The sequence below is a fragment of the Rossellomorea arthrocnemi genome (assembly GCF_904424705.1).
GTDB lineage: Bacteria > Bacillota > Bacilli > Bacillales > Bacillaceae_B > Rossellomorea > Rossellomorea arthrocnemi.
This window is the reverse complement of the sequence record NZ_CAJGBF010000014.1, coordinates 20,103-34,614: the sequence shown is the minus strand read 5'-3', so window position 1 is coordinate 34,614 and position 14,512 is coordinate 20,103. Positions and strand designations below refer to the sequence as shown.

Genomic DNA, 14,512 nt, shown 5'->3' with positions numbered 1-14,512 from the left:
CTTCACTGAAGCTGCATTATTTTACACAAAGAATATTATATGATGCGAGAGTATAGAAGTCAAGGAAGTATTTTTAAGATTCATCAAAGAACGATCAAGATTACTCAAACAAAATAGTTCATAAGTCATTTGTTGTGATATAATAAAAGTTGAAAATTATGTTAAATAGGTGAGCTGATTTGCAAGAATCAAAGAGAGAGAAATTTCTTCGATATCTATTGATCGGTCTGTGTCTGCTGGTCGTTTTGGGAGGTTACCTTTATTCCTCCTCTTCATCAGGAAAAGGAGATGGGATTGAACCATCCATCCATGCTGAAGTATTGTCCAGGGGGGACGGAAACCATAACCCTGTCATCGCAGTGGCTAAGGTGGTCGAAAAGCAGCCGGTCCTTGTCATATATGAACTTGATCGAAACAACCAATATTATTTTAAGGTATTACATAGTGTGTCGTTACATAATCCAGTGAAATCGCTGGGCATAACAAAAGAACATAATGGGATATGGGTTCAATTGGAAAAGAAAAAATGGATCTTTTTTTCCGATTCTTTAGAGACTTTGCGGGAGAAAGACAGTGAACCTGCTTCCATTACATCAAGTCGTCGGAGCTTTCACATACAGGAGAACACTGGATTCATCAGCATTCCAGAGGATGATGCGAAATCTGACAGACTGGATCTTTCAGAAAGAAAAGAGAAACCAAAAGAAATTCATTCTTTATCCGAAGACGATTCATTATGGCTGGTTGTCTTTGAAAAAGATTTGGTACTGGCCAGGAGTCAATGATGTAAATTGTTTCACAAACCTTTCAGGTGTGGGTGAGGAAAATGTACGTTATTCAACATGCAATGCATGAATACAAGTCAAAGCTATTCGATTTGGTATACGAAGAAATGTCAGCGGAGGCAGATCATTCTGTTCATTTGCAAAAGTGGCTGACGGTTGTGAAAGATTGCCTGGAAATCGACCGGGCATTTTTATATTTTTATAGCAATTCTACTTATTTTCTATATCAACCCCGTGAGAATGGGGATGTTCCTCTAACACTTGCTGAAGCGACGGAGGAATATGTCCTCCGCCCTATCTTGATTGAGAAGGAAGACCACTCCTCAATTAAGTTTCATTTTAGGAAAAAGGATGGAAGTCCTTTAGCGATCCTAGTAGTGAAGAAAGAGCATTCGAAGGGTTGGGCAGATGAAAGCGGGCTCCATTCTTTTTGGAAAGCGAGCAATCAGTTTTTACAGCACACAGGCGGTATTCAGACAGTACTTGAAGACGAGAGAAGATACAGGGAATTGTTCAAAGTAACGGAGATCTTCCATTCAACGAGGGATGTCCGCACGCTTCTCGTGCAAATCATTGAGACGTTGAAAGAGGTATTCCCTGTTGATGAGTTCCATTTGCTGCTCTCAAACGACAGGTATGATTTCGGGGAACTACCTATTAAGAATTTCGACTTTGACCGAGCCAATGAATCCGCCATGCAGGCATTTGTAAATGGGAGGATTGAAGCCGGGGAGCGGGATGTCCTGTATGCACCTTTAAAGGGGAAGCAGGGAATCTATGGGGTACTTGAGGTGAAGTCTATGTCGCATGCCACCTTCACGGACCAAAAGATTGAGTTCATTCGCCTGCTTGCCTATACGGCAGGGAGTGCTTTGGAGAACGCCAAGCTTTATGAGCAGTCGAAGAGACTTATAACCGATCTTCAGCTCATCAATGAAACATCCCATCAATTAAACTTGAATTTACGATTATCTGAAACCGTCATGTTTTTAAAGAAACAGATCAAACGATCTTTTCAGGCATCCGCCATTGGATTTGTGCTCCTTCAAAAAGGGGAGTACTCGATTCTGGATGAAAGCTCACCTGTCTTTTTTGAAGAGAAAGGCAGGAAATATATTTCTTATGTAAAGGAGCGCATCGAAAGGGAAAGGGATGCCATCTTTTTAGGGGATGTCAGGGATCGATTTGAAACAGAGGCCGCCTATCCTTCGATCATGGCAGCTCCCATGATTCAAAATGAAGCCCTGATCGGATTCTGTGTGGTGCTTCACAAGGAACCGTATATGTTTTCATTCGATATGTATAAGCTGCTGCAGTCGTTCATTCATCATTCAACCCTTGCGATCACCAATGCGACTCTGCGTGAAAAACTTGAACAAATGGTCATCACCGATCATATGACCAAACTGTTCGCGCGTAATTATTTGGATGATGAAATGGAGTCTTCCATGAATAAGGATGAACGGGGAACTTTACTTTTGATCGATATTGATGATTTCAAATCCATCAATGATAACTACGGACATCAGGTCGGGGATGAGGTCATCATAGAAGTGTCGAATCTGATCAAGGGAATTGTCAGCCATCATGGTTTCGTTGCAAGGTGGGGTGGGGAAGAATTGGCCGTCTACCTGCCTTCCATCGGCCGTGATAAAGGCAGGGAAATTGCCCGTCGGATCGTAAAGGACATCCCTTTGAAAACAGATCCATCCGTTACCCTGTCCTGCGGCTTATCCATCTGGAGAAAAGACGATGACACATGTCCCAAATCAGTCAAAGAATTAGTGAAAAAAGCAGATGAGGCGCTCTATATTGCGAAGAATAATGGGAAAAATCAGGTTGTGAACGATTGTGATTGAGGTACTACTAAATAAAGGATGACTTGGGAAGACCCATTTTTTGGTTCTTCCTATTTTAGTTAGTTTTGCCTGAAGATTGGTGTTTAAAAGGACGATGGAACTTATTTCTTTGCTTTTAGCTATAGGAATCGATCGCAGTTTTCCTGCTAACAATCAGGTTTTGTGTTACAAAGTTCAGCAATGAAGTAATTCAGTCAACATTCTGTGAAGTGAAGGTAGTTAAACATTGAATGTTGTAGAAAAAAACTAGAAAGTTGATTGTAGCGGAAGTTGCTCGACTCCTGCGGGAAACGCGTGAAAGTTGAGACCCCGCAGGACTTTAGCATGAGGAGGCTCAACTCACGCCCCGCGGAAAGCGAGCAACTGGAGCGGAAATCAACCAACACCTCACTATGTAGGGAGCGATGTTGACAAAACAAAGAAAAATAGTAATAAGTTCCTTTATCACTTTAGTGTAAACGCTTTCTTTTTCACCGGGGTTATCATATTCTAGAATAGTAGTTACTTAGACTTTAAAGGGAATACTGGGAGGAATACTGGATGAAAGAAGAGAAGCGTTTTGAAACAAGAGTGATTCACGAGGGGTATCAATCGTCTCAGCATTTTGATAGTTTAGCACCCCCTTTATACCAAACTTCTACTTATACCTTTGCAAATGCGAAACAAGGGGAAAATCGATTTGCCGGTGAAGAAGAAGGATATATATATTCAAGACTGGGAAATCCGACGGTGTCGATATTGGAAGATCGGATGGCGTCGTTGGAAGGGGGCGAGGCTGCCCTTGCCTTTGGTTCCGGAATGGCGGCTGTGAGCGCAGTGCTGTTTTCGCTGACAAAGTCAGGGGATCATATCCTCTGCTCTCAAGGGGTGTATGGCTGTACGTTTGGCCTCCTTGAGCTTATCCAGGAGAAATTTGCCATCGGGCATGATTTTTCTTCCATGGATTCAGAGGAAGAGATCCGCAGCAAAATCACAGAAAACACCAGCTGCATTTATGTGGAAACTCCGATCAATCCGACAATGCAGCTCATTGATCTGGAACTTGTTGTGAAGGTCGCCCGTGAAAAAGGGATCCCTGTCGTTGTGGATAATACGTTCTGTTCCCCGTATCTACAACGTCCGTTAGAGCATGGGTGTGACATTGTCATTCACAGTGCGACGAAATATATTGGCGGACATGGGGATGTCGTCGCCGGCCTCGTCGTCGGTACACAGGAAAAGATGGCCGAAATCCGCATGACGACTCAAAAGGATATCGGAGGAATCATTTCTCCATTCGATGCATGGTTGTTACTGCGGGGGTTAAAAACTCTGGCTGTGCGAATGGACCGTCACTGTGAAAGTGCGGAAAAGATTGCCGATTTATTAGCCGGGCACCCGGCAGTCGAAACCGTCATCTACCCTGGACACATCAATCACCCTCAGCACGGGGTCATGAAGAAACAAATGAAAAAACCGGGCGGGATGATTTCCTTTACGCTGAAAGGGACAAAGGAAGAAGCACAGAAGCTTATGGATGATCTCAAAATGATCAAGATCGCCGTAAGTCTGGGAGACGCTGAAACGTTAATCCAGCATCCCGCCACCATGACTCATGCCGTCGTGCCTGAAGAGTCGAGAAAAAGCATGGGAATCAATGATTCTCTTCTGAGGCTCTCTGTGGGACTAGAAGCACCGGAAGATATTTGGAGTGATTTATCCCAGGCGCTGGATAAGACATAAGAAAAAACAGGAAGGAATCCGACTAAGGGGTCCTTCCTGTTTTGTCTATTATTCTTCTAAATAGGCTTGCTTCGATTTCTTTGCACTGACTCCATAAAGCTCAAACAAAATGCCATAAATGAACACGGTTAAAAAGATCGAGCTGGTCATGTCGAGAATATAATGCTGTTTAACAAAAAGAGTTGAGACGATAATCAACGACCCCATGATCGGCACAAAGGCGGAATGGAACGGGTGTTTATTCTTAATGTTGAAATTTCCTAGAATGATAGCGAATGTCGTTAAGACATGGATACTTGGAAAAGCATTATATGGCTGATCATGACTGTAGATCATTCGAACCAGGTCGACAAACAGTCCGTCTCCTGCTAGTTCAGGACGAGGTACAGTTGTTTGAAAATAGAAGTAGATAACAAAACAAATCAACTCACCGATGACAATGATGCCAAGAGTTTTAAGGAATGTCGGTACATTTTTATACCAAAAGTAAAAAAGGTAACCTAAAATAAATGCGTACCAGCAAATATAGGGGACAATGAAAGCCGGCACGAATGGGATCCATTCATCAAGTGTTGTGGAGAGGATGACCGCTTCACGGGTATCTGTATTCAATAGTGTATATACCAACCCTAATACCGGCATCACCAGCAAACATACTAAATAGGGTAAGTCTTTTTTCTTGTTTCTCATAAAACACCTCTTCTTACCTGCACTTTGTTCTAAGACATTGTATGGATTATATAGTGAAAATTGCCTGTTCCACTTTTATCTTTATTTACGTTACTCTCTTCCCTTTTAACAGGGGTGAAAAACGTAAACATACCATTAGTTGCGGATAATGTCTAGAACTATTTTACTGAGAAGAATGTCCTGTTGATTGCAGCAAGAGATTTGCTTTAAGTGGGGAATGAGTTCGATTTAATAAGATAAGGATTATGAATTTTTTTCTATTGTGTTTGAGCGATTACTGAATATCTCCCGGGCAGACCTGCGTTTTTCTTAATTTCATGCAAATCCTGCAGGGGACTTCAAAAAAAAATCAACAAGCGCGAGCCATAAATCGTTGCCGCGCTTGTTGAAATTAAATATAAAACATTAAACAGTTGTTTTAATCATGGATAGCTTGATCTAAGGTCTTGAGGTTTTGCTCCATCAATGAAAGAAAGTTTTCATTATTTTTAATATCTGATTCTGTCAATACAGCGAGGTTATGAATTTTCAAGGGCTTTGCATTAATTTCGTTTTTGATGATGTCAGCAACTCGAGTCGTGACATTTTGTTCGAAAATGACATATTGAATATTGTGTTCTTTAGCTGTTTCGATGATTTCCTTTAACTCTTTTTGAGAAGGCTCATCGGTAGGAGAGAGACCGGCTACAGCTAATTGTTTAATTCCATAAGCTTCTTCCCAATATCCGTATGCTGCATGAGAGACAAGAATTTCAGGATGATTACTTTTTTGAACCAAAGTGGTGAATTCCTCGTCAACTTCATCTAAATCTTCTTTTAATTTGCTGTAATTTTGAGTAAATGTATCTTTATATTCAGGATGAAGATCAATTAGAGAATCACGAATATTCTTGGCCAATTGACTTGCACGGTTAGGATCTAACCAAACATGCGGGTCATAATCCCCATGGTGGTGCTCTTCTTCATGATTGGCAGTTTCGCCTTCGTGGTGTTCATCTTCAGAGTGGTGATGAGTGCTTGTGATGACATCGACCCCCTTTGTTGCCTCAACCATTATGGTATCCTCATTTTCCAGCGCTTTAGTAATTTTATCAGCATACGACTCCATCCCAAGCCCATTATAAATAAATAGGTCGGATTCTGCGATAGCGATCATATCCTTTGAAGTTGGTTCAAAGGTATGGGCATCAGAACCTGGAGGTAGAAGAGACTCGACTTTCACTAGATCTCCTCCTATACGCTCGGCAAAATACTGAAGTGGATAAAGTGAAGTCATGATGCTTATCGATTCTTCAGCATCAGATGAGCTTTCGTTATTTCCTGTAGTTTTATTTGTCTCATTACAGGCAGAAAGAAACAGGGACGAAACAAGAAGAAGGGAAATTATTAGGGATTTTTTCATAGGTAAACTCCTTTTTAGTTAAATTCAAATGTGATTATATCGTAATGATTACGTTTTGTAAATCGAAATCATTACGATTATTTTTCTTTAAAAAAGATTATCTGTACAAATAATCTTCAATCAATCTCTAATTCTTTTACTGGAGACAGATATGGAAATGGTTATGTAATTCGGAATTTCTTCCGAATGTTTGAACTTTGTATAAAGGGATGCATTCCTTTTTACTCTCCATTTTTTACATGAATGTGCGTTTGCAAATTGTGGATGTTTGTGTTTAACTAATTTTAGAATCATTTAAAGCGTAATGATTACGATTTGATAACAGGAGGAAATCCTTTGGCTAAAAAATCTAAAGTAGTAAAAGAAAAACAGCGTCAAGAGATGGTGTTAAAGTACGCAAAACTAAGAAAAGAGCTTAAAGAACAAGGAGAATATGATGCGCTTCGAAAGCTCCCCCGGGATTCGTCTCCTACTCGTTTGAAGAACCGTTGTGAACTGACTGGACGTCCGCGGGGATACCTTGGGAAATTCAAGATGTCCCGCATTGCGTTCCGTGAATTGGCTCATAAAGGTCAAATTCCTGGCGTGAAAAAATCAAGCTGGTAATACAAGGTGATTAGCTGAGGAGGAGCAAAAAATGAAGCAAGGAATACATCCTCAATACCATGACGTTGTATTCATGGATATAACGGGATTACGTTTTTAACGGAGTGGAAGGATGGAAAATCCTATCCATTAATAAAAGTAGAGATCAGTGCTGACAGGCATCCATTTTACACGTGAAGACAAAAATTCTCGGATCGCGGAGGGCGCGCAGAACGCTTCATGAAGAAATACAATATGAAATAATGGGGGGAAGGGTTGCAGAATAATCTTTTACTCTGTACCCCTTTTTCATGTAAAAGGAAGGTGGAAGTAATGAATGGGAACCTTATGGAAATAGTGGCAAGAGAAATTGTCCATTCACTTCCCAAAAGAAAGAGAGACTTATATCAGTACGTGGTTCAACTGGAAGATGAACTTGCTCAACAGGCTGCTTCATCAGAAGAATTCATGAGTTTACTCATTCAGAACGCCCCTCATCAACAGGCCGCAGATCATTTTCAATTATCCTATGGTCAATTTATGGCTGAAATGAGGGAAATCGAAAAGGAAATCCAACAACAATTAGATTCGGTGTTGGGTCAGGTAAAATGGTTTGATTGTACGGATATAATTCGTCCAAAAGGGTCATCACCTGAAAATAGGAAATACTTTTATTTTTCGATGGGAGATTTGCATACATAACCATGATAAATGATGATCGTAATCGTTTACATGGAGTGGGGGTGAAGAATGGAGTCTTACCCTCTTCAGTAAATAAATTGAGTAAGAGTTTTTATGTTGAATATTGATATTTTTTTCCAATGTAGAAGGTACAGGGGGGGCTAACAACCTATATGTATGGGTGAGTGCTGTAGATTTGTAATGGCCGAACCATGCCGGCCATTACAAATCCCGTGTTTGAAACGGTTGCCGAGCCAGAGAATCCGTATGTGGAAGAATTTTATATCAAAGTCGAATAATGTGTTAAAAAAAAGCCTGAATCCGCATCCGGAATCAGGCTTTTCTACTGGATTTTCTTTTATTAAAGATGGTTCAACAGTTCTTTCACGAAAATCTCCAAATACTTCTGATCTTCTCCGTCAAATCTTCCTTTTTCAGGACTGTCGATGTCCAGGACTCCGATCAGTTTTCCTTCTTTGACGAGAGGGATGACGATTTCAGATTGGGAAGCAGCATCGCAGGCGATGTGACCGGGGAACTGATGGACATCTTCGATTAACAGGGTTTTTTGTTCACTGGCGGCGGTACCGCAAACCCCTCTTCCTAAGGGGATCCTTACACAAGCAGGCAGTCCCTGGAAAGGTCCGAGTACCAGTTGATTGCTTTCTTCTTCATATAAATAAAAGCCTACCCAGTTAATGCGGTCCATGAATTGGTTCAATAGGGCGGAAGCATTGCTCAAATTTGCGATTTGATTCGGCTCACCTTCTAATAAAGCTTTCAGTTGTTTCGTGACAAGACCAAAGCCCTGTTCCTTTGTACCTTGATATTTTTCTACTTGAAACACCAATAACTCCCCCGATTCTACATAATATGTGTAATTTCATGTCTATCTGTTCCTATGAAGCATCCCTGCAACAAATCCTGTCGAGAAAAACTTAAAGGAAATCCCTGCGAAAACACGAATTCATTGTGTAAACAACTTATAATAGAAACATCTATTGAACCATTTTTAGCACATTTCTTTATAACCTTCAATGATTTAGATTTTTTTCTGATGAACTTTTTTATACATTGATCCTCGCCACTGTTTTTTTCATTCGCCTATAATAGTTGAAAGAAGGGGAAATATGAAAAAACTAGATACGTCCAAGTCGACGAAAGAGTCCATTTTTAAAGCAGCTGTGTACTTATTTTATGATCATGGGTTTGATGGGACGTCAGTCAGGGATATTGCGAAGAGGGCGAACGTGAATCCAGCTACGATCTCCTATTATTTCAAAGGCAAGCAGGGGGTATTGGAAGCGTGCTTCACCCATTTTTTTGAGCCGTATTTGCGCTTTCTTCAGGAAGAGGTAGAAGCGTTGAATTATGTAAGTGCCGAACTTTGCCTAAAGCGGGCAGTCTACAAAATATTGAAATTCCAAAGTGACAACCATCAATTATCCCGATTCATCTGGAGGGAAGTGTCCATCGATTCACAGGTGGTCCGTGAAATCATTTCCTCCTATTTAATGAAAGAAAGACATTATATGAAACGGTTATTTGAACAAGGAATGAAAGACCATGCATTGAAAAAACAACCGGTCAGCTTTCTCGTGATCCAGCTCAAGTCCATGCTGACCATGCCATTTCTTCACAGCCAGCAATTAAGAGAAGTGTGGCAGATGTTCCCACAGGAGTATTACTTTATCGATCAATATTATAAAAACATTGATCAATGGATCGACCTCCTCCTCGTTTCTGAATCGAAAGAGGTCATGAAAAAAGAGCTGATCATCTGAATGAAAGAACTCTTCTCCGATTGAAGAAGAGTTCTTTTTCTTTTATATGTCCATCCATTTCCTCCCCTGATCAAGGCCATTTGCCGTATGGGCATCAGAACCATAGACGGTTTTGATCCCTAGCGCACGGGCCTCTTTCACGATATCCAGTGGAGGGTAAGACTCACCGCAATACTCCTTGACAAATCCCGCCCCATTATAGTCAAGCGCGAGACCTTTACCCGCCGTTTCCCGGAGGATGGTGGAAATATCACCCGAGAACGAATGGGAAGCAGGAAACAGCTGCTGAAATTTCTTTACCAGAGTGATATGACCGATTCTCTTCGGTTTATGAACACCCAAATTACTCCTTATCGATTTCAATACCGTCTCATAATACTGGGCATAAACTGCATCAACCGAACCATAATACCCGATCATGGATTCGAACACATCGGGGCTGAAATCGAGACAATCCCACTTGCCACGGTGCTGTAAAAAATGAACAGAAAGAATGCTGTCATCCATCCTTGGTCCATAGATCGAAAGGAATTCTTCCGTCTCCTTTTCAAACCCTTCAATATAATCAACCTCGAGCCCGGATCGGATGATGACCTTGTCCTTATATTTCTTCTTAAGGTTGTCAAGCGCATCAAAATACTCCTCAAGGCGTGAATGATCCATCCCACTGTCCTGATCAGGCGTCGTATCCCTGAATCCGTCCGGCAGCGGAGCATGCTCCGTAAACGTTATTGCACTATAATTTAAAGAAATCGCCCTCTCCACATACATCTCAAAAGAATCCCGACTTCCATGCGGACAAAACGGCGTATGAACATGCCCATCAACCTTAACCATGAGACTTCACTTCCTTGTTTAAATAATGAATTGTGCTATTAAAATGGAATATGAAAAAGATATTGTGAATTTGATAGGGTAATAAATATTATGAGATTATTAGCCCCAATTAGATACGTAATTTGAAACTATATGAGTTGATTGGAGTGGAAGGTGCTCGACTCCTGTGGGAAACAACAAAAAGCGGAGGCGGCTCACCGCCAGCCCCACGGAAAGCGAGCACCTGGACGGAAATCAACCAACACTCACCCATCCAAAAGGTGTTACAAAGACAGCCCAATCAACACAAAACCCAAAAAATCATGTCCATTTCCCCTCAAATTTGCTAAAATTGATTTTTTATCACTGAAAAATTAGAAATTAATAGTCAAAAAATGTCGTTAACATGGTATCATTATAGCAATGACAAATTATTAATGAAACATCCACATTCATATAGATGTCTACTGAATAGTTGAACAGGGGGCTTAAGATGCAATACGTCATCGCTGGAATAATACTTATCTTAATCGTATTCCTAATCGGATTTTTCTCTAGAAAAAAATATTACGCTGAAATTGATCGATATGAAGCCTGGAAAATCGATATTATGAACAAACCGGTTTCAGACGAGCTTTCCAGAGTGAAGCAACTGAATATGACAGGTCAGACGGAAGAATTGTTTGACGGCTGGAGACAGGGATGGGATGAGATTGTTGCTGTGCAGCTTCCTGATGTTGAAGAACTCCTATTCGATGCAGAAGAGTACACCGATAAATTTCGTTTTAATAAAACGAAAGAGATCTTGGCGAGAATTCATCAGGTCCTTACCCAAACCGAAGAAAAGATCGAACAGATTCTCAACGAATTAAATGAATTGGTTGGCAGTGAAGAGAAGAACCGTGAAGAAATTCAGGCTCTTCAGGAAGAACATCGAAACAGCAAGAAGCAGCTGCTCGCCTATCGTCATACATACGGTCAAACGGCAAAGCACATAGAGGCAATCCTTGATAAGCTTTCTGGACAAATCAATCAATTCAATGACCTGACAGAACAGGGGAACTATCTGGATGCAAGAGAAATCGTGCTTAGCCTTGCAGAAGAAATGAAGGATGTTTCCTACAAAATGGAGACGGTGCCGAAGCTGATCACCGATTGTGAAAACCTGTTACCTTCCCAGTTGTCTGAGCTTGAAGCAGGATACGTGGAAATGAAGGATCAGGGTTACACCCTTGATCATATTGAAGTGGACAAAGAAGTGGCATCCTTAAAGGACACCCTCCAGCACTTTAACAAGAATCTTGAAGAGCTTCAGGTCGAGGAAGTGGAAGAAGGTATACAGGAAATCAAAGTGAAGGTCGAAAGCCTTTATGATTTACTGGAAAAAGAAGTTCACTCCAAGCATTTTGTAGAGCAGTACAGAGATCAAACGACTGAAGGGCTGATCAAGGCCAAGGAAGACAATGATGAAATCCAATCAGAAATTAGTATTGTAAAACAAGGCTATCACCTTCATGAGGCAGACCTTAGTACTCCGAGCGAGATCGATAAGAAGATTATCCAGCTCTCAAAGCGTCACGAGATGCTCATGCACAAGGAAGAAACAAATGCTACGGCCTTCTCAAACCTGAGTGATGAGCTAAAGGAGATCAGAAACGGACTGGAAGAACTGAATCAACAGCAGAGCGAGTTCTCCGTTTATCTGCAGAACCTCCGTAAAGATGAATTGGCTACAAGGGAAAAAATCCAGGAACTGAAGAAAAAGGTAGCGGAAGCAAGCCGGATGATTTCAAAGAGCAATGTTCCGGGACTGCCTGCTGATTACAAAGATCTTCTGGACGAGGTCCACCGTAAGATTGAGCAAGTGAATGCGAGCTTAACGGAAAAACCTTTAAATATGAAGTTCATCCAAGAAACATTATTAGGGGCGGAAGATACGGTCGACCATTTCTATACGAAAACAGGAGATCTGATCGAGAATGTCCTCCTATCAGAGAAAATCATTCAATACGGTAATCGCTACCGCAGTAAATATAGTTCGGTAAGGGATGGTTTGCATACTGCTGAAGAAGCCTTCCGTCAATATGATTACCGTAAAGCCCTGGAAGAAGCGGCCACTACCATTGAGAAAGTGGAGCCGGGCGCGCTGAAGAAGATTGAGAAAATGATGGACCTCGAAGAAAAATAATAAATAAAAGGACTGATGTAGAATGTTCTACATCAGTCCTTTTTTTGATGAGACGATTGAACTCAGCTTGCTTCAATCGTCCGTTTGGTTTGTCCTGCAAGTACGGCAATGACGAATCCGATGATGGCACCGATCATTGCTGGAACGACCCAGCCGATTCCTTGACTGTAAAACGGAAGGAAATCCAGTGATTGACTGACGGCTGTTACGTCAACGCCGGCGGTCTTGATTCCGTCGACTAAACTGATCAGCCCTGTTGGAATCAAAGCCCCCACATAAACGAGGGAGTACCCGTTAAATCCATTGTGCATGAAGGACAGAAGGATCAGTACAATCGCCAATGGATAGATGAAAATAAGAACAGGTAAAGATACAGCGATCAACTGAGTCAATCCGATATTGGCAATGGTCATACTGAAGAGAGAGATGATGATTACTAATTTCGGATAGGAAACAGGAAGTATTTTCGCAAAATATTGTGAGCATGCTGAAACAAGTCCGACTGATGTCGTAATGCATGCAAAGGTAATAGCGAGTCCAAGGATGATCGTCCCCATAGAACCGAATAAATGGCTCGCTGCTGCTGATAGGATCGCTCCACCGTTTGCCTGCAATCCGATGGAATCCGGGCTGCTGGCACCGATATAACTTAAGGATAAATACACGAGAGCAAGGCCAATGGCAGCGATAATTCCTGCAATGATCGTGATGCGGGTCAGACTGGATTTACTTGTGATGCCTCGATCTTTAATGGAATTAATGACCACAATCCCGAACACCAGGGCCGCAATGGTGTCCATGGTGAGATATCCTTCAATGAACCCCTTGAACAATGGTCCATTCAGGTAAGCGTCTTTCGGTGTACCGAATTCGCCCATGGGACTAATAAAGCTTTTGGCTACCAGAATGGTGAGGATCACGATCAGGGAAGGCGTCAGGATTTTCCCGATTCTATCCACAAGCTTTGACGGATTCATCGAAAGCCATGCCGTCAACCCAAAGAAAATGACTGTATAAATAAGTAAAGGAATGCCGTATTTCGCTGTTTCTTCAGGTAAAAATGGGATGACCCCGATTTCATAGGCAACTGTTCCAGTCCGGGGAATTCCGAAGAACGGCCCAATCGCCAGGTACATAACAATGGTAAAAACAATTCCGAATAATGGGTGAACCCGGTTGGCGAGAGTTTGGAGATCTCCTCCCGATTTCGCGATGGCAATGACCCCTAACAAAGGAAGACCTACTCCCGTAATAAGAAAGCCAATGATTCCGGTCCAAACATGCTCTCCAGCCTGCTGTCCCAGAAATGGCGGGAAAATCAGATTTCCTGCACCAAGAAATAGAGCGAAGAGCATTAATCCGATCGTTAAGATCTGGCTGAATGATAGCGCTTTCTCGTTCATATATACCCCTCCGATTGTAATCGATGTCATAAGAAAAATATCGTATCATAAGATTGTAGAAAAATGTCGAAAAACTAAATAGTCTCGCAATTTAGTATATTTAAATAACTTCCGTTGATATTTCCTTATAGATTCTCGCAAAAATTCTGTCACTTTTCAATAATAATTTTTGGAAAATGTATAATTAATTGTGAAAGTTTGTTGAATTATGTTCCCACTATAATATATTCGAAAAGATAGTTGAACTTAACTTATCTTCTGTATAGGCTCTGTCCATCACTGTAAGCTTTAGGTTGACGGGAACTACTCCGCTTTTTAGCGCGGACGTACCGCAGATCCTTTTCAGCTAAAACGAACGGGGTATCGTCACGCCAGATCCCAGACCGGAGTTACCCAGTACCCCTCACCTTCTAAACCCAATTTGAGTGACAGAACTCACCCAATGACAAGAGGCTATCGAAAGAGCAGGACGTTGACCTCAACATTGAGAGAGAAGCTAAACTCCAGGTGCACAACTCACGCCCCGCGGAAAGGGAACACCTTCCGCTCCAATCAACTAGCACTCACTAATTAAAAAGCAATTTCCTTTTACAAAAT

Annotated in this window: 12 protein-coding genes and 1 pseudogene; 8 read left to right on the top strand and 5 right to left on the bottom strand. The window is 41.6% G+C overall.

The window, feature by feature from the left end:
- Window positions 1-179 precede the first annotated feature (179 nt).
- The 3 genes from BAA9072_RS17025 to megL all read left to right on the top strand — a co-directional run bounded on the left by BAA9072_RS17025 (window position 180) and on the right by megL (window position 4,366).
- A complete protein-coding gene (locus tag BAA9072_RS17025) occupies window positions 180-785 on the top strand; it encodes a hypothetical protein (protein ID WP_201715889.1) in 606 nt (201 codons plus the stop codon).
- Window positions 786-826: 41 nt separating this feature from the next.
- The gene (locus tag BAA9072_RS17020; protein WP_201715888.1) at window positions 827-2,644 is read left to right on the top strand and encodes a sensor domain-containing diguanylate cyclase; all 1,818 of its coding nucleotides are present in this window, start codon (window positions 827-829) and stop codon (window positions 2,642-2,644) included.
- A gap of 540 nt (window positions 2,645-3,184) precedes the next feature.
- Window positions 3,185-4,366 (top strand): methionine gamma-lyase, encoded by a 1,182-nt coding sequence (megL, locus tag BAA9072_RS17015; protein ID WP_201715887.1) that lies wholly within the window; start codon window positions 3,185-3,187, stop codon window positions 4,364-4,366.
- A gap of 48 nt (window positions 4,367-4,414) precedes the next feature.
- Here the strand turns inward: megL and BAA9072_RS17010 are convergent, their stop codons facing one another.
- Complete coding sequence (locus tag BAA9072_RS17010) at window positions 4,415-5,056, bottom strand: phosphatase PAP2 family protein (protein WP_201715886.1); 642 nt, start codon at window positions 5,054-5,056, stop codon at window positions 4,415-4,417.
- A gap of 418 nt (window positions 5,057-5,474) precedes the next feature.
- Window positions 5,475-6,458 (bottom strand): metal ABC transporter substrate-binding protein, encoded by a 984-nt coding sequence (locus BAA9072_RS17005; RefSeq protein ID WP_201715885.1) that lies wholly within the window; start codon window positions 6,456-6,458, stop codon window positions 5,475-5,477.
- A gap of 336 nt (window positions 6,459-6,794) precedes the next feature.
- Between BAA9072_RS17005 and rpsN the strand changes: the two genes are divergently transcribed.
- The 3 genes and pseudogenes from rpsN to BAA9072_RS16990 all read left to right on the top strand — a co-directional run bounded on the left by rpsN (window position 6,795) and on the right by BAA9072_RS16990 (window position 7,745).
- Window positions 6,795-7,064: a 30S ribosomal protein S14 gene (gene rpsN, locus BAA9072_RS17000; RefSeq protein WP_201715884.1), complete on the top strand. Its 270-nt coding sequence runs from the start codon at window positions 6,795-6,797 to the stop codon at window positions 7,062-7,064.
- Window positions 7,065-7,095: 31 nt separating this feature from the next.
- Window positions 7,096-7,307 (top strand): annotated as a pseudogene (gene rpmE, locus BAA9072_RS16995) (50S ribosomal protein L31).
- A gap of 69 nt (window positions 7,308-7,376) precedes the next feature.
- Complete coding sequence (locus BAA9072_RS16990) at window positions 7,377-7,745, top strand: hypothetical protein (RefSeq protein ID WP_201715883.1); 369 nt, start codon at window positions 7,377-7,379, stop codon at window positions 7,743-7,745.
- A 340-nt stretch (window positions 7,746-8,085) separates the two neighbouring features.
- Here the strand turns inward: BAA9072_RS16990 and BAA9072_RS16985 are convergent, their stop codons facing one another.
- Window positions 8,086-8,571, bottom strand: a complete 486-nt coding sequence (locus tag BAA9072_RS16985; RefSeq protein ID WP_201715882.1) for a GAF domain-containing protein — start codon at window positions 8,569-8,571, stop codon at window positions 8,086-8,088.
- Window positions 8,572-8,854: 283 nt separating this feature from the next.
- Here BAA9072_RS16985 and refZ point away from each other — a divergent pair, with 283 nt between their 5' ends.
- Window positions 8,855-9,508, top strand: coding sequence for a forespore capture DNA-binding protein RefZ (gene refZ, locus BAA9072_RS16980; RefSeq protein ID WP_201715881.1), 654 nt, complete (start codon window positions 8,855-8,857; stop codon window positions 9,506-9,508).
- Between the two features lie 42 nt (window positions 9,509-9,550).
- On the opposite strand, the gene hisJ is transcribed toward refZ, so the two are convergent.
- Window positions 9,551-10,345 carry a histidinol-phosphatase HisJ gene (hisJ, locus tag BAA9072_RS16975; protein ID WP_201715880.1) on the bottom strand — a complete coding sequence of 265 codons (795 nt, stop codon included), beginning with the start codon at window positions 10,343-10,345 and terminating at the stop codon, window positions 9,551-9,553.
- Between the two features lie 472 nt (window positions 10,346-10,817).
- On the opposite strand from hisJ, the gene ezrA reads away from it, so the two are divergent.
- A complete protein-coding gene (ezrA, locus tag BAA9072_RS16970) occupies window positions 10,818-12,512 on the top strand; it encodes a septation ring formation regulator EzrA (RefSeq protein ID WP_201715879.1) in 1,695 nt (564 codons plus the stop codon).
- A 62-nt stretch (window positions 12,513-12,574) separates the two neighbouring features.
- Here ezrA and brnQ read toward each other — a convergent pair whose 3' ends face one another.
- Complete coding sequence (gene brnQ, locus BAA9072_RS16965; RefSeq protein WP_201715878.1) at window positions 12,575-13,915, bottom strand: branched-chain amino acid transport system II carrier protein; 1,341 nt, start codon at window positions 13,913-13,915, stop codon at window positions 12,575-12,577.
- Window positions 13,916-14,512 lie beyond the last annotated feature (597 nt).